The following is a 16,087-nucleotide window of genomic DNA, read 5'->3' as shown; positions in this document are numbered from 1 at the left end:
GTTTCACATATTCGGTGGAGGTGTGCCCGCTGTGAACCTCACCACGAGATTCCTGACAAGAAGCGCGATGATGATTGCGCTCGCCGTATCCATTCAAGCGCTGAACCTTCAGCAGGCGATTACGGGACCCGTAATCAACGCCGTCCTTCTCACGTCGGTGGATCTGATCAACCCGCTGAGCGGCCTCATCATCGGTATCATCACGCCATGGACGGCGTTCGTCACGGGGACCATGAAGGTACCGGTGCTCCTACCGGTAATCATGGCGGGCAACGCTACCATTGTCCTGGTATACGCCGCTGCCCGCAGGCTCAACAGGGTCGCCGGTGGGCTCGGGGGCGCGGTGGCCAAGTGGTTGGTGATGCTCGGCGGGGTCAAACTGCTGCTCGCCAACAGTGTCCCGCTCAAACCCCCCGTGATCTACGCAATGACGACGTACCAGCTCTTCACGGCATTCGGCGGGGTGGCGCTGGCTCTCGCTGTGGTAAAGGTGCTCGAAGTCTTCAACAGGTCGAGGGAACCGGGAAGGCAGATCTGAACCCATGACGCTTTCGGACATCAAGCATATATTGCAGGCCGAAGTGCTGTACGGGGAGGACAATCTCGACAGTCAGGTGGTGACCGGTTGCGCCGCCGACCTGATGAGCGATGTCCTTGCGTTCGGCTTCCAGGACACCATCGTTATCACGGGACTGGTGAACGAACAGGTGATCCTTACCGCGGAGATGATCGACGCGGCGGCCGTCCTGTTCGTGAGAGGAAAGGCACGTCAGGTGAGCGGGAGAGTGCTCGAACTCGCGAGAGAAAAGGGAATCCCCGTACTCGTAACGAATTTTCTTATGTTCGAGAGCTGCGGCCTCCTGTACGGTGCCGGGCTCAAGGCGTGTCGCTACCGTGACGTCCAATTCGTCTGAGGCGCTCGTTCTGGAGTTCGCCGTTACGGGTATGGACTTCCAGTCCGCCGGGACCGGAGCATCCAGGATAAAGCGAACGCTGCAGGAGATCGGCCTGGACCACTCGATTGTGCGGTGTTGCGCCGTCTGCGCATACGAGGCCGAGATGAATATCGTTATCCATGCCTGGCGCGGCATCCTCCGCGCCCGCATTTCGCCTGAGGCAGTCGAGATAGTGGCCGAAGACGAAGGTCCAGGCATCCGGGACATAGTACTTGCGATGCAGGAAGGTTACTCGACCGCGCCCCCGCACATCAGGGAAATGGGGTTTGGCGCGGGCATGGGTTTGCCTAACATGAAGAGGTGCTCGGACGAGATGTCGGTGGAGTCCGAGCCGGGGATTGGCACGACCGTCCGGATGACCATCAAGACCGGCAGGCCGCACCCATCGAAGTAGATGGCGAGGCTCATCCAGGGCCGCTAAGGATTGGACCGGAGGTACCCAGATGACGACCTATTTCCATTCGGTTACGCTCGATGCGGAAAAGTGCAAGGGCTGCACCAACTGTATCAAGAGGTGTCCGACCGAGGCAATAAGGGTCCGCGGCGGCAAGGCCGCTATCATAGAGGAACGATGCGTCGATTGCGGCGAGTGTATCCGTATCTGTCCCAACCATGCCAAGATCGCCGTCACCGACACGCTGGAGAGAATACACGCCTTCAAGAAGCGAATAGCGCTACCGGCGCCTGCGCTGTTCGGGCAGTTCGATGAGGATGTCCCGCCGGACGCGATAATCCAGGCCCTCCGGGACATCGGCTTCGACGAAGTTTACGAGGTGGCCGCCGGCGCTGAAGCCGTCACGGTGGGTAGCCGTGAGTTCATGAAACAGAACCGGCTGAGGAAGCCCTGGATATCCTCGGCCTGCCCCGCCGCGGTCAGGCTCATGCAGGTCAGATTCCCCAGTCTACTCGAATACATCATGCCTGTCGAGTCGCCAATGGAGATATCCGCCCGCCTCGCCAGGAAAGCCTTTTCGCGCGCCGGGCTGAAGGTAGGCGAGGGAGACGTGGGCACCTTCTTCATCTCCCCGTGCCCCGCCAAGGTGACAGCCGTCAAACAGCCTGTTGGCGAGGACGTATCCGCAGTGGACGGGACCATCGCCATCTCGCTCATCTACCCCGAGATCCTCAAGCGGGTCTCGAAGATGAAGGGCGTGTCGGGGCTTCGCCGGGCTTCCAGGGTGGGCTACTCCTGGGGGCGTTCTGGAGGGGAAGCGCTGGCCATCGCGCCGGGGAAGATGCTCGCTGTCGACGGCATTCACAGCTGTATTACAGTCCTGGAGGAGATCGAGCGCGGGCGCCTCGCGGATGTTGAGTACATCGAGCTGCAGGCGTGCGTCGGAGGGTGTATCGGCGGCTGCCTGACAGTGCTCAACCCGTTTGTAGCGAGGGTCAGGTTGCGTTCGCTCGTAGAAAGGCTAGGCGGGGAACCGATGGCGGTAGATGAAAACTGGGCGGCGGGGGCCGCGGCGGAGGGGTTCTTCTCTCTCAGGAGTGAGATCCGCCCGAGGAGCGTTATGGCGCTCGACTCCGACGTCACGAAGGCGATCTCGAAGATGCAGGCGCTGGAGGAGACCCTCAAGGGCCTCCCCGGCCTCGACTGCGGATCGTGTGGGTCACCCAGCTGCCGGGCGCTTGCGGAGGATATCGTCCGCGGGACAGCGGCCGAGACCGACTGCACGTTCAAGCTTCGCGAACGCGTGCAGGTCCTGGCGGAACAGGTAGTGGACCTCGCGAGGCGGCTACCGCCTCCGATGGCGGCTGGCCAGCACACGCCCGGAGCCACACAGGGTGCCGCACAGGCCGACGCCGGCGGCGCCGGCGGCGGCAGCGACCCGGGGAATGCCGGTGGTAACGCCGGCGACCCCGGTAAGGTGAAGGGGGCGAAATAGGCCGGTGAACGTTCGCGAGATGGCGAAAGAGATGGGCCTCAGGATCGTGGCCAGCGCCGCCGGGGATGGTCCCATGGATAGAACCGTAACCGGCGGGTATTGCTCCGACCTCCTGAGTGACGTGATGGCCAACGCCAGGGAGGGTCACGCCTGGATTACGATCCAGACGCACAGGAACGTGATCGCGGTGGCGGTCCTGACAGGGGTAGCAGCGGTGATAATCGCCGGCGGGAAGCAGCCTGACTCCGATACGCTGGAGAAGGCCGCCGAGGAGGGAGTGACGGTGCTGTTGAGCGGCGACCCGTCGTTCGAGGTGGCGGGCAGGCTCTACTCCCTATTACAGGATCCCTGTTAGGGGGTAGCGCAGTTGGACCTCTCGTGGTACGGCGCGGACCTTCACGTCCACACGGCGCTGTCACCGTGCGCGCACGACGGGATGTCACCCAGCCGCATCGTACGCGCGGCCGGGGAGCGGGGGATATCGATCCTCGGCATAACGGACCACAACTCGGCCGCGAACGCGGGAGCGGTGACGAAGGCGGCGGAGGGCACTCCGGTTCGGGTACTGCCCGGAATGGAGGTCCAGACGAGGGAAGAGGTCCATGTTATTTGCCTGTTCGAAACGGTTGAACGGGCACGGCTCCTGCAAGATTGGGTATACGAGAGGCTCCCAGAACTGCCATACAGCCCGCAGGTATTCGGCAGACAGATCCTGTACGACGAGGATGACCGGGTGCTCGGGGAGTGCACGATGCCGCTGTACGCGGCGGTCTCGGCTGGACTCGATGAACTCGCCCTGGAAATGGACCGGCTCGGGGGTATTATGATCGCGGCCCACGTGGACCGCCCGGCGTTCAGCGTGATCGGTACGCTGGGGTTCATTCCGCCGGACGTCCATTTTGATGCCGTTGAGATTTCGCAGCGTTTTGAAGCGGGGAGCATCCCGCCGGGGATCCGGCGGCACCTCCGCGACTGCGGAGTGGTCCGGTCGTCCGACGCCCACTCGATAGGGGAGGTCGGGTCCGCGGTGACCGCGTTCCACATCGCCGGAGTGAGCATCGCCGAGATGCGGGCGGCCCTGAGGGGTGAGGGATTGAGAAGGGTGGTGGTTCTCGAGTAGTCGGTGTGCGGCGGCAACCGGATGAGGAAGGAGGAACGGAGTTGGCAGCTATAGAGGCCACGGTTTGTCAGGAAGAGATCGACAGGAGAATCGAGGAGGTCATAGCCAGGTACAAGGGGGTCCCCAGCGGGCTCATTCAAGTGCTGCACCAGGTGCAGATTGCGTACGGCTATCTACCGAAGGAGGTCCTCCTCAAGGTATCGGAGGGACTCGGCGTTCCCCTCAACGAGGTCTACGGGGTCGCCACGTTCTACGCGTTCTTCTCCCTCAAGCCGAAGGGGAAGTACAACGTCCAGGTGTGCAAGGGCACCGCGTGCTACGTGAGAGGAGCCCAGAGGGTCATCGAGAGGCTCGAGAAGGAGCTCGGCATCCCCGCGGGCGACACAACCGACGACCACAAGTTCTCGATCGAGATCGTCAGGTGCCTCGGCGCGTGCGGCCTCGGCCCGGTGTTCATGATCGGCGAGGACGTGCACGCAAGGCTCAAGCCCGACATGGTGCCGGGTATCCTGGGAGCGTACAAGTAAGGCGGGTAAGGGAAAGGCTGGTTGGTCGAGTGGAGGAACTGGCCCTTCACATACTGGACCTCGTGACCAATTCTATCGAGGCCGGTGCGGACCGGGTCATCATCGGGGTAGATGAGGACCTCGTGACCGACCGCCTGACAATAACGGTTGAAGACAACGGGAGAGGGATGGATAAGGACCTGGTCCGGCGCGTGATCGACCCTTTCGTCACGACCAGGACCACCAGGAAAGTCGGGTTGGGACTCCCTCTTCTCGATGCGGCCGCCAGGGGCTCTGAAGGCGGCATGACCATAGATTCAGTAAAAGGTCGCGGCACCAGAGTCACCGCGTGGTTCCGGAGGAGCCACGTGGACAGGGCGCCGCTCGGGGACGTCGCCAGGACCGTGGCGGTCGTGGTGGGCGGTAACCCGGGGGTGCGGGTGACTTACAGGCACTCGGTCGATGGCAGGAGCTTCGAGCTGGACACGGCGGAACTCCAGGACAGGCTGGGTGACGTGCCGGTAGGCAATCCAACGGTCCTTACCTGGATAGAGGGTTATCTGAGAGAGAGTTTGAGAGAAATCGGAGGTGCTCGAGAATGAAGTCTCTGCAGGACCTTGAGAGGATCCGCAAGGAAGTCCAGGAGCGAATGCGGGTCCGCGAGGGCGAGAAGGAGACGAGGGTGGTCGTGGGGATGGGCACTTGCGGCATAGCCGCCGGCGCTCGCGACGTCATGGCGGCCATCCTCGCGGAGCTCGCCGCGCGAAACATAACCGACGTGACCGTGACGCAGACAGGGTGCGTCGGCCTGTGCGAATACGAACCACTCGTTGACGTCATCAGGCCCGGCGAGGAAAAGGTCACCTATTCCTACGTGAATGCCGAGAAGGCGCGCCAGATCGTGGCCAAGCACGTCGTCAACGGCCAAATCATCGGGGAATGGGTCATCGCCAGGAAACAGTAGACGAAGGGGGTTTCGCACATGGAATTCTATCGCTCCCACGTCCTGGTTTGCGCCGGGGCCGGGTGCGTTTCGTCCGGATGTAAAGCCGTCGAGTCGGCCCTGCTTGAAGGCATCAAGCGGTTCAATCTGGAGAAGGAGGTCCGTGTGGTCGAGACCGGCTGCATGGGCCCGTGCGATATGGGTCCGATCGTGGTCGTGTATCCCGAGGGAGTGTTCTACCGCAAGGTAAAGCCCGAAGACGTGGGAGACATTGTCGAGCAGCACCTGCTGAAGGGCCGCACGGTGGAACGCCTCCTGTACAGCGAGCCGGGCACCAGGATGGTCGTGCCTAAGATCGAGGAGATCGACTTCTTCACGAAGCAGACCAGGATTGCGCTACGAAACACGGGTGTGATTAATCCCGAATCCATCGAGGAGTACATCGCCAGGGACGGCTACAGCGCCCTCGGCAAGGTGCTTTCCTCGATGACCCCGGAGCAGGTAATCGATGCGGTCAAGCGGTCGGGGCTGCGCGGCCGGGGCGGCGCCGGCTTCCCCACGGGAATGAAGTGGGAGTTCACGGCCAAGGCGCAGGGTTCTCCCAAGTACGTCGTGTGCAACGCGGACGAAGGTGACCCGGGCGCGTTCATGGACAGGTCGGTCCTGGAGGGCGACCCGCATACGGTCATCGAGGCGATGGCGATATGCGGGTACGCGATCGGCGCCAACCAGGGATACGTTTACGTCCGCGCCGAGTACCCGCTCGCGGTTGAGAGGCTCGGCAAGGCCATAGTGCAGGCGCGCGAGTACGGCCTGCTCGGGAATAACATATTCGGCACGCCGTTCAGTTTCGACCTGGAGATCAGAGTCGGCGCCGGCGCGTTCGTGTGCGGCGAGGAGACCGCGCTGCTCGCCTCCGTCATGGGCAAGCGCGGCGAGCCGAGGCCCAGGCCCCCGTTCCCCGCCCAGTCGGGACTCTGGGACAAGCCCACCGTGCTCAACAACGTCGAGACCTGGGCAAACGTCCCGCCGATCATTCTCAAGGGCCCCGAGTGGTTCGCCTCCCTCGGCACCGAGAAGTCGAAGGGCACCAAGGTGTTCGCGCTGGCCGGGAAGATCCAGAACACCGGCCTCGTCGAAGTGCCGATGGGCATCCCCCTCGGGGAGATCATCTACGACATCGGTGGGGGCATCCCGAAGGGGAAGAAGTTCAAGGCGGCCCAGACCGGTGGCCCGTCCGGCGGCTGCATACCACCCGAATACCTGAGCACCCCCGTCGATTACGAGTCACTGGCTGCGCTCGGCACGATCATGGGGTCGGGCGGCCTCATCATCATGGACGAAGACACCTGCATGGTTGACCTGGCCAAGTTCTTCCTCGAGTTCTGCCAGGACGAATCGTGCGGCAAGTGCGCGCCGTGCAGGATCGGCACGAAGCGCATGTACGAGATACTCGACAGGATCACCAAGGGACAGGGCAAGGAAGGCGACGTCGAGCTGCTGATCGAGCTCGGCAAACAGATCAAGAACGCGGCGCTCTGCGGGCTCGGCCAGACGGCGCCGAACCCAGTGCTGAGCACGATCAAGTACTTCCGCGAGGAGTACGACGAGCACATCCGCGAGAAAAAGTGCCGCGCTTCCGTCTGCGCGACGCTGTTCGATTCACCGTGCCAGAACACGTGCCCCGCGGGGATCGACGTACCAATATACGTTGACTACATCAAGCAGAAGAAGCATGCGGACGCCTACCTCACGGTCAAGCGTGACAACCCGTTCCCGCTCGTGTGCGGCCGCGTGTGCGACCACCCGTGCGAGTCGAAGTGCCGCAGGGCGCAGATCGAGCAGCCGGTCGCCATCAGGACGCTGAAGCGGTTCGCGGCGGACTGGGAACTCGAGAACAAGGGCGAGCTCCCGACGTTCGCGCCGGCGAAGACCAACGGAAAGAAGGTCGCCGTCGTAGGGGCGGGCCCCGCGGGCCTCAGCTGCGCGCACTACCTGGCCTTGAAGGGTTACAAGGTTACCGTGTTCGAGGCCCTGCCGGTGGCGGGCGGCATGCTCGCGGTCGGCATCCCCGAGTACAGGCTGCCCAAGAAGCTCCTCGCCGCCGAGATCGAGTCGTTCAAGGCCCTCGGCGTCGAAATCAAGACGGGCGTGAAGGTGGGCAAGGACGTCACTGTTGACGACCTGAAGAAGCAGGGATACCAGGCCATATTCGTAGCGGTCGGCGCCCACGCGGACCAGAAGCTCGGAGTCCCGGGCGAGGAACTCGAGGGCGTCGTATCCGGCGTGAAGTTCCTGCGAGACCTGAACCTGGGCAAGGACCCCGGAGTGAAGGGCAAGAAGGTCGCGGTAATCGGCGGCGGGAACGTCGCCATGGACGCCGCGAGGAGCGCGCTCCGCTGCGGCGCGGCCGAGGTCAGCGTGATCTACCGCAGGCGCAAGGAAGACATGCCCGCCATCCCGGGCGAGGTCGACGAGGCGATGCACGAGGGCGTCAAATTCACCTTCCTGGCGGCGCCCCTCAAGGTTACCGGCAAGGACGGGAAGGCCGAGTCGCTCGAATGCCAGAGGATGAACCTCGGCGAGTTCGACAGGAGCGGCCGCAGGCGTCCGGTGCCCGCTCAGGGGGCGACGTTCGCCATACCTGCCGACCTCGTGGTCTCCGCGATCGGGCAGGCGCCCGAGGGAGAGGCGCTGGCTGGCACGGGCGTGACGCTCGCAAAGGGCGGCACCGTCGAGGCGGACCAGAAAACCATGGCCACCAGGGTTAAAGGCATATTCGCAGGGGGCGACTGCGTGACCGGTCCGGATACCGTCATCAGGGCGATCGCGGCCGGCAAAAAGGCGGCGAGCGAGATCGACAGGTATCTGGGTGGAGATGGCAACGTGGTGCCGACAGTATCGGTCACGAGGGCAATCACCGGCGAGATCATCGAGAAGGAGATGCCGCGTGTCAAGGTCGGCTGCATAGCGGACCGCAGGCGCGTCTCCTCTTTCGACGAAGTCGAGCTCGGACTCGCCGAGGACGCAGCCGTTACCGAGGCGAGCCGGTGCCTCAGGTGCGACGTCAAGGAAGCCTAGGATTGGAGGGTCCTGAGTTATGAGCATGGTAACCCTGACCATAGACGGCCAGAAGGTTGAAATCGAACAGGGGGCCACGATCCTGGACGCGGCCCGCAAAGCCGGCATAAACATACCGACGCTTTGCTTCCTCGAGGACATCAATGAGATCGGTGCCTGCCGCATCTGCGTCGTCGAGGTGAAGGGCGCCAAGGCCCTCCAGGCCGCGTGCGTAGCCCCTGTTGGCAACAACATGGAGGTATTCACCAACTCTCCCGACGTGAGGGCGGCCAGGCGGACCACGCTGGAGCTCATCCTGTCCAATCACAGGCAGGAGTGCCTCACGTGCATCCGCAACCAGAACTGCGAGCTGCAGAGCCTCGCGGAGGCGTTTGGCATCCGCAACGTCAGGTTTGAAGGCGCGATGTCGAAGCACCCGATCGACGACTCGAGCCCGTCCCTGGTGCGCGACCCGGAGAAATGCGTCCTCTGCCGCCGCTGCATCGCGGTGTGCGAGAAGATCCAGACGGTCAACGCGATAGGCCCGCACGAGCGCGGGTTCGACATGACCATAGCCCCGCCGTTCGACCTCAAGATGGCGGAGGGTGTGTGCACGAACTGCGGGCAGTGCGTCCTCGTCTGCCCGGTGGCGGCGCTTCACGAGAAGGACCAGATCGAGCAGGTATGGGCGGCGCTGTCGGACCCGTCCAAACACGTGGTCGTGCAGACTGCGCCGGCCACCAGGGTGTCGCTGGGCGAGGCGCTGGGGATGGACCAGGGTAGCATCGTAACCGGCAAGATGGTCGCCGCCCTGAGGCGGATGGGGTTCGACAAGGTGTTCGACACCGACTTCACCGCCGACCTCACCATCATGGAAGAGGGATACGAGCTGATCGGCCGCATAAAGGAAAAGGGCGTGCTACCGCTGGTCACCTCGTGCAGCCCGGGGTGGATCAAGTTCATGGAACACTTCTACCCCGACCTGGTCGACAACATCTCGACGTGCAAGTCGCCGCAACAGATGTTCGGCGCGCTCGCCAAGACGTATTACGCCGAGAAGATGGGCATCCACCCCAGGGACATGTTCGTCGTCTCGATAATGCCCTGCACCGCCAAGAAGTACGAGGCGCAGCGGCCCGAGATGTCCTCGACGGGTTACCCCGACATTGACGTGGTGCTTACCGTGAGGGAGCTCGCAAGGATGATCAAGCAGGCCGGCCTGAACTTCGAGATGCTACCGTCCGAGGAGTACGATGCGCCGTTCGGCATCACGACGGGCGCGGGCCTCATATTCGGCGCGACGGGCGGCGTCATGGAGGCGGCGCTGCGCACGGCGTACGAGGTGCTCACGGGGAAGACGCTTGAGAAGATCGACTTCGAGGGAGTCCGCGGCCTGCAGGGCGTCAAGGAAGCCGTGGTCGACGTGGACGGCCTGAAGGTGAAGGTCGCGGTGGCGCACGGGCTGGGCAACGCCCGCAAGGTGCTCGACCTGGTGAAGGCGAAGAAGGCCGGCTACCACTTCATCGAGATCATGTGCTGCCCAGGCGGTTGCATCGGCGGCGGCGGCCAGCCCATACCGACCAACACCGAGATCCGCGAAAAGAGGATCAAGGCCATCTACCAGGCCGACAGACAGATGAAACTCAGGAAGTCGCACGAAAACCCGGCGGTGCAGGAACTGTACAAGCAGTTCCTGGGCCACCCGCTCGGGCACAAGTCGCACGAGCTCTTGCACACGCATTACACGCCGAGGGGCCAGTACAAGAGCCTTTGCGCCAGCGACTGACTAATTCCAGGCTTCGCAGCTTTTCCAGGAGGGGAGGAAACCAGGTGGAAACCCGCAAGGCGCCGTCCACTGGCGCGCCCGCCGAGGGCGCAAGCGGCTCGTGTTGCTGTGGTTCCGGCGTGGGCGCCGGCGACGCTGCCCACAAGACATCTGACGCGACTACGGCTACCATCGAGCGCGCGATTGAGCGGCACAAATCCAGGAAGGGAGCTCTTCTCCCGATCCTCAGCGAGATCCAGAATGAGCTGGGCTGGGTACCAGAGTCCGCTATGGTGAGGATCGCGGAGGCTCTCGACATTCCCGCGAGCAAGGTCTATGGCACTGTCACCTTCTACACCCTCTACGCCACCAGGCCAAAGGGCAAGAACGTGATCAGGGTGTGCGAGAGTGCTCCATGTCACGTCGAAGGGGCTTCCGAGATCGTCGACGCCCTCGAGAGGGCTCTCGGCGTCAAAATGGGGGAGACGACTCCGGACGGATTGTTCTCCCTCGAGTTCACGAGCTGCATCGGGGTGTGCGGCGTGGCCCCCGCGATCATGATCAACGACCACGTTTACGGCAACCTGACTCCGGACACGGTTCGGCAAATCCTGGCCACCTACAGGGCCACGGCGTAAGGGAGGGTGAAGAGGATGGATCTATACCGCGCACACGTCCTGGTGTGCCACGGCACGAACTGCGCACTCAAAGCCCCCGCCGCGATCCTGAAGGCGTTCGGTCTCTGGCTCAAGGAATGCGAGCTGGAGAAAGAGGTCAAGGTGGTCGAGACGGGTTGCTTCGGCCTGTGCGAGCAGGGTCCGACTGTCGTGGTATACCCCGAGGGCACGTTTTACACCAGGGTGAGGCCCGAGGACGTCGCAGAGATCGTTCAGAGCCACCTGCTCAAGGGCAGGGTGGTCGAGAGGCTCGTCTACCGCGCGCCCGAGAAGGCGAAGCCGGTGCAGACGTTTTCGGACGTCGATTATTTCAGGAAGCAGGTTCGCGTCGTGTTGCGCAACTGCGGCCTGATCGACCCGGATTCCATCGAGGAGTACATCGCTCGCGGCGGCTACCGCGGGCTTGGCAAGGCGCTCGGCATGAAGGCAGCCGAGGTGATCGACGAGGTCAAACGGTCCGGGCTGCGCGGGCGGGGCGGGGCGGGGTTCCCCACGGGCAAGAAGTGGGAGTTCGCTGCGGCTTCAAGCGGCTCTCCCAAGTACATCGTCTGCAACGCCGACGAGGGCGAGCCCGGGACGTTCAAGGATAGGCTGATCCTGGAGGGTGACCCGCACGGCATCATCGAGGGCATGGCGATCGCCGGATATGCCGTTGGATCTTCCCAGGGGTTCATCTACATCAGGGGAGAGTACACCCTCTCCATCGAGCGATTGGAAAGGGCCATAAAGCAGGCCCGCGAGATGGGGCTACTCGGCAAGAACATCCTCGGCGCCGGTTTCGACTTCGACATCGAGATAAGGACCGGCGCGGGCGCCTATGTCTGCGGCGAGGAAACCGCGCTGTTCGAGTCGCTCGAGGGCGGCCGCGGCGAACCCAGGGTAAAGCCCCCGTACCCGACGGACAAGGGCCTGTGGGCCAGCCCGACTGTCATCAACAACGTGGAGACCCTCGCTAACGTCCCCGTCATCATCGACAGGGGCTGGGAGTGGTTCCGCGGCATCGGGACGCCGTCTACTCCGGGCACGAAAGTGTTCACGCTGTGCGGCGACATCGTCAACGGAGGCCTCATCGAGGTGCCCATGGGCATGACGCTGCGCGAGGTCATTTACGACATCGGTGGCGGAATCCCGAAGGGCCGCACGTTCAAGATGGCTCAGACCGGCGGCACCTCTGGCGGTTGCCTGCCACCGTCCATGCTGGACATCCCGATGGACTACGACAAGCTCGCCGCTGTGGGCACGGCCCTGGGCTCAGGCGCGCTGCTGATCATCGACGACACCCACTGCATAGTGGACGTGGCGAAGTCGTTCGCGAGATTCTTCGTGCACGAGTCGTGCGGCAAGTGCGTCCCGTGCCGCGAGGGCACGACACAGCTGTACAACGCGGTGGACCGGATAACTAAGGGCGAGGCGACCGGGAAAGACATCGACCTTATCGAGTCGCTTGCACAGGTCATGTACAAGGCGCCACTCTGCCCGCTCGGCCAGACCGCACCTCTTCCCATAATGAGCACGCTCAAGTACTACCGCGACGAGTACGACGCGCATATCAACGAGAAACGCTGCCCGGCCGGCACCTGCGCGGCCTTGAAGGTCTGAGAGAGGGGTGAGATAAGTGGTAACGTTGACGGTAGACGGTCAGAAAGTACAGGTGCCTGCGGGTTCGACAATACTCGAGGCCGCCAGGAAAGCGGGGATAGACATCCCGACGTTGTGCCACCACCCCGATCAGGATGTCAAGGCAGTGTGCCGCGTGTGCGTGGTCGAGGTTGAGGGGTCGAGGACGTTCCAGGCGGCGTGCGCGTTCCCCGCAGCCGAAGGCATGGTCGTGCGCACGAACACGCCCGCGGTGCGCGAGGCGCGCAAGGCGGTGGTCGAGCTCATGCTCGCCAACCACCCCGAGGACTGCCTGAAGTGCGAGCGCAACCTCCACTGCGAGCTGCAGGCGCTCGCGGAGCGGCTGGGCATTCGTAACGTGAGGTTCCCGCGGTTCAGCCGCGGACTGCCAGAGGATCGCTCGAACCCCGCGATCATCCGCGACCCCAACAAGTGCATCGTCTGCAGGCGCTGCGTGTACACCTGCCAGCAGACCCAGGGGACGGGCGTGTTGTTCCCCGTGCACAGGGGCCATGAGTCCTTCGTGGCGCCGACGTTCGAGAAGAGCCTGAACGACGTGTCGTGCGTGTTCTGCGGTCAGTGTATCCACGCATGCCCGGTTGGGGCTATCGCCGAGAAGGACGACACGGCTGACGTGTGGGCAGCCATCGCCGACCCGAAGAAGCACGTGGTCGTGCAGACGGCCCCTGCAACCAGGGTTGCTCTGGGCGAAGAGATGGGCATGCCCGCGGGCAGCATAGCGACGGGCAAGATGGTCGCGGCGCTGCGGAGGCTAGGCTTCGACAGGGTGTTCGACACCGACTTCACGGCCGACCTCACGATCATGGAGGAAGGCACGGAGTTGATCGAGCGCCTGACGAAGGGCGGAACGCTGCCGATGATAACGTCGTGCAGTCCCGGGTGGATCAAGTACATCGAGCATTTCTACCCACAGCTCCTGCCGCACCTGTCCACGTGCAAGTCACCGCAGCAGATGTTCGGGGCGCTCGCCAAGACGTATTACCCGGAGAAGCAGGGCATCAACCCCGCCGACGTGTTCTCGGTGTCGATAATGCCCTGCACCGCCAAGAAGTACGAAGCGGCGAGGCCGGAGATGGACTCGAGCGGCTACCGTGATGTCGACGTGGTGCTCACGGTGCGCGAGCTCGGCCGCATGATACGCGAGGCCGGGATCGACTTCGCATCGCTGCCTGAGGAGGACTACGACCTGCCGCTCGGCATATCCACCGGCGCCGCAGCGATATTCGGAGCGACCGGCGGCGTCATGGAGGCTGCACTGCGTACTGCGTATGAGCTCGTAACGAAGACGACGCTGCCGAAGATCGATTTCGAGGCGGTCCGCGGCCTGGAGGGTATCAAGGAAGCCGAGGTCGACATGTCGGGGACGAAGGTCCGCGTCGGCGTGGCGCACGGCCTCAGCAACGCCAAGAAGCTCCTGGACCAGCTAGCGGCGGGCAAGTCGCCCTACCACTTCATCGAGATCATGTGCTGCCCCGGCGGATGCATCGGTGGCGGCGGCCAGCCGATCCCGACGACCAACGAGGTCAGGGCGAAGCGCATGAAGGCGATATACGAGGTCGACTGTAACATGCCCATGCGGAAGTCGCACGAGAACCCCGTCGTCGACACGCTGTACAAGGAGTTCCTCGGCCACCCGCTCGGGCACAAGTCGCACGAGCTGCTGCACACGCACTACACCGTGAGATCTCGCTACTGAGCGAGCGCAGGACGCTCACGTTGAGACTGGACCGGAGGCCCCGCCGCTGCAACTGGCGGGGCCTCCTTGCGGGCCGGTCACCGGGGGAGTGGAAGTGTCCTCTACTGGCAAGGGAACTGCAGTGATAGAGACTGAAGGCCTGTCGAAATCGTTCGGCGGCCTACGGGCGGTAGACGACCTGTGCCTGGACGTACCGGCCGGCGTGGTGTTCGGATTCCTCGGCCCCAACGGCGCCGGCAAGACGACCACCATTCGCATGCTTCTGGGTCTCATGGAGCCGACTTCAGGTGAAGCGCGCGTGCTGGGATTCGACGTCCGGACCCAGGCCGCACGGGTCCGCGAGCGGGTCGGCGTGCTGCTCGACAACGACGGCCTGTACGAGCGCCTCACCGCCTATGACAACCTGGACTACTACGGGGAAATCTACCGGCTGTCCCGGACCGAGCGGCAATCGCGCATCAGGCGGCTTCTCGAACACATGGGCCTCTGGGACCGTCGAAACGAACGGGTCAGGACGTATTCCAGGGGGATGAGGCAGAAACTCGGGCTTGCGCGCGCGATCCTTCACGGCCCGTTGCTGGTGTTCCTTGATGAACCTACCAGCGGCCTCGACGCGGTCAGCGCCGTGTCTTTGAGAGAAGGCCTGCGGAACCTCGCGCTTCGGGAAGGTGTGACGGTGTTTCTCACGACCCACAACCTGGCGGAGGCGGAGAAGGTCTGCGATCGCGTGGCGGTCATCCACAGGGGGCGCCTGATAGCGGAGGGGCTGCCCTCCGAGATAGGGACAGGGATTCGTCGCCCACGCCTCGAGATTGCGGGGTACGGATTTACCCCTGGGATGGTCGCTGCCCTTGAGAGCCGGCCAGAGGTGGAGCGCGTGGCGCTCGGGGAAGACGGCCTCACAATCGATTTGAATGAAGGGGCAAGCGCGGCGCCGCTTGTCAGGCTCCTGGTCGACATGGGGGCCGGGATCGAGGAGGTCCGCAAGCAGGCGGCGGGCCTGGAAGAGGCGTTTATCGCCCTGCTGAAGGAGCAGCAAGCATGAGGGACTTCTTTGTGGTGGCCAGGAAGGAGGTGAAGGAGCTCCTGTCTGTCAGGGACAGCAGGCGCAGCCTGATCATACAGATGCTGGTGCTGGTCGGGTGGATGGGGGTGTTCATGCCCTTGCAGGACCCCGAGGTCTGGGTGGTGACCCCGGCGATGTCGGTATTCCTGCCCCTCCTCGTGACGGGGGGCGTGGTGGCGGATAGTTTCGCAGGTGAACGGGAACGCAAGACGCTGGAAACCCTGCTCGCCACGCGACTGCCTGACCACGCCATTTTCCTGGGCAAGGTGGCCGGTGTGGTCTGCTATAGCTGGGGGATGACCGTGCTGGTCATGGGAATCGGCCTCGTCGCGGCCAACCTGGCGCGTGGCGCGGATTTCCCGTCTCCTGGCGAGCTGGCCGGACGCCTGATCGCCGCGGCCCTCGTGGCTGGCCTCGTGGCCGGAGTCGGGGTTTTAATCTCGTTGCGGGCCAGGACCGTACGCGAGGCCCAGCAAACCCTCAGCCTGGTTTTCGTCCTGCTCCCTTTTCTGCTGGTTTTCGCGGTTCCCGCCATCATCAGGAGGATGCCCGCCGCAATGAAGCAGCAAGCTGCCGATATGCTGGCCTCGGCTGATCCAATGGTGCTGGGGCTGGCTGCGATGGTCGCTCTGGGTGTGGTCGACGCCGCATTACTGGCATTTGGCATCCGGAGGTTTCAGCGGGCCAGACTCATCCTCTAACCCACGTCTTGCCCAAATCCCGCCTTGCACGAGGCGTTCTCTTCGAGAGGCCTGCCGGCTCAAAGGTCGG

At 63.6% G+C, this 16,087-nt stretch carries 16 protein-coding genes; all 16 read left to right on the top strand.

Annotated elements, in window-relative coordinates; translation table 11 throughout:
* The first annotated feature begins 31 nt into the window (after window positions 1-31).
* The 16 genes from HPY55_00650 to HPY55_00575 all read left to right on the top strand — a co-directional run bounded on the left by HPY55_00650 (window position 32) and on the right by HPY55_00575 (window position 16,017).
* Window positions 32-538, top strand: a complete 507-nt coding sequence (locus tag HPY55_00650; protein ID NPV69138.1) for an ECF transporter S component — start codon at window positions 32-34, stop codon at window positions 536-538.
* 4 nt (window positions 539-542) lie between these two features.
* Window positions 543-914, top strand: coding sequence for a hypothetical protein (locus HPY55_00645; protein ID NPV69137.1), 372 nt, complete (start codon window positions 543-545; stop codon window positions 912-914).
* Between the two features lie 31 nt (window positions 915-945).
* The gene (locus HPY55_00640; protein NPV69136.1) at window positions 946-1,350 is read left to right on the top strand and encodes an anti-sigma regulatory factor; all 405 of its coding nucleotides are present in this window, start codon (window positions 946-948) and stop codon (window positions 1,348-1,350) included.
* A gap of 49 nt (window positions 1,351-1,399) precedes the next feature.
* Window positions 1,400-2,845, top strand: coding sequence for a 4Fe-4S binding protein (locus HPY55_00635; GenBank protein ID NPV69135.1), 1,446 nt, complete (start codon window positions 1,400-1,402; stop codon window positions 2,843-2,845).
* 19 nt (window positions 2,846-2,864) lie between these two features.
* Complete coding sequence (locus HPY55_00630) at window positions 2,865-3,200, top strand: serine kinase (GenBank protein NPV69134.1); 336 nt, start codon at window positions 2,865-2,867, stop codon at window positions 3,198-3,200.
* 12 nt (window positions 3,201-3,212) lie between these two features.
* Window positions 3,213-3,965 carry a PHP domain-containing protein gene (locus HPY55_00625; GenBank protein ID NPV69133.1) on the top strand — a complete coding sequence of 251 codons (753 nt, stop codon included), beginning with the start codon at window positions 3,213-3,215 and terminating at the stop codon, window positions 3,963-3,965.
* A gap of 50 nt (window positions 3,966-4,015) precedes the next feature.
* Window positions 4,016-4,492, top strand: a complete 477-nt coding sequence (gene nuoE / locus HPY55_00620; GenBank protein ID NPV69132.1) for an NADH-quinone oxidoreductase subunit NuoE — start codon at window positions 4,016-4,018, stop codon at window positions 4,490-4,492.
* A gap of 29 nt (window positions 4,493-4,521) precedes the next feature.
* Window positions 4,522-5,073 carry an ATP-binding protein gene (locus tag HPY55_00615; protein ID NPV69131.1) on the top strand — a complete coding sequence of 184 codons (552 nt, stop codon included), beginning with the start codon at window positions 4,522-4,524 and terminating at the stop codon, window positions 5,071-5,073.
* Window positions 5,070-5,435, top strand: coding sequence for a (2Fe-2S) ferredoxin domain-containing protein (locus tag HPY55_00610; protein NPV69130.1), 366 nt, complete (start codon window positions 5,070-5,072; stop codon window positions 5,433-5,435). Before HPY55_00615 ends, HPY55_00610 begins: the two co-directional genes overlap by 4 nt.
* A gap of 18 nt (window positions 5,436-5,453) precedes the next feature.
* Window positions 5,454-8,495, top strand: a complete 3,042-nt coding sequence (nuoF, locus tag HPY55_00605; protein ID NPV69129.1) for an NADH-quinone oxidoreductase subunit NuoF — start codon at window positions 5,454-5,456, stop codon at window positions 8,493-8,495.
* A gap of 19 nt (window positions 8,496-8,514) precedes the next feature.
* Complete coding sequence (locus HPY55_00600) at window positions 8,515-10,260, top strand: 2Fe-2S iron-sulfur cluster binding domain-containing protein (protein ID NPV69128.1); 1,746 nt, start codon at window positions 8,515-8,517, stop codon at window positions 10,258-10,260.
* A gap of 119 nt (window positions 10,261-10,379) precedes the next feature.
* A complete protein-coding gene (nuoE, locus tag HPY55_00595) occupies window positions 10,380-10,877 on the top strand; it encodes an NADH-quinone oxidoreductase subunit NuoE (protein NPV69127.1) in 498 nt (165 codons plus the stop codon).
* Window positions 10,878-10,892: 15 nt separating this feature from the next.
* On the top strand, window positions 10,893-12,515 hold the full coding sequence (gene nuoF / locus HPY55_00590; protein NPV69126.1) for an NADH-quinone oxidoreductase subunit NuoF: 1,623 nt from the start codon (window positions 10,893-10,895) through the stop codon (window positions 12,513-12,515).
* Window positions 12,516-12,531: 16 nt separating this feature from the next.
* Window positions 12,532-14,250: a 2Fe-2S iron-sulfur cluster binding domain-containing protein gene (locus HPY55_00585; protein NPV69125.1), complete on the top strand. Its 1,719-nt coding sequence runs from the start codon at window positions 12,532-12,534 to the stop codon at window positions 14,248-14,250.
* 121 nt (window positions 14,251-14,371) lie between these two features.
* The gene (locus HPY55_00580; GenBank protein NPV69124.1) at window positions 14,372-15,295 is read left to right on the top strand and encodes an ABC transporter ATP-binding protein; all 924 of its coding nucleotides are present in this window, start codon (window positions 14,372-14,374) and stop codon (window positions 15,293-15,295) included.
* Window positions 15,292-16,017 carry an ABC transporter permease subunit gene (locus HPY55_00575; protein ID NPV69123.1) on the top strand — a complete coding sequence of 242 codons (726 nt, stop codon included), beginning with the start codon at window positions 15,292-15,294 and terminating at the stop codon, window positions 16,015-16,017. Before HPY55_00580 ends, HPY55_00575 begins: the two co-directional genes overlap by 4 nt.
* Window positions 16,018-16,087 lie beyond the last annotated feature (70 nt).

Source organism: Bacillota bacterium (assembly GCA_013178305.1).
GTDB lineage: Bacteria > Bacillota > Sulfobacillia > JABLXB01 > JABLXB01 > JABLXB01.
This window is presented reverse-complemented; position numbering and strand designations above follow the sequence as displayed.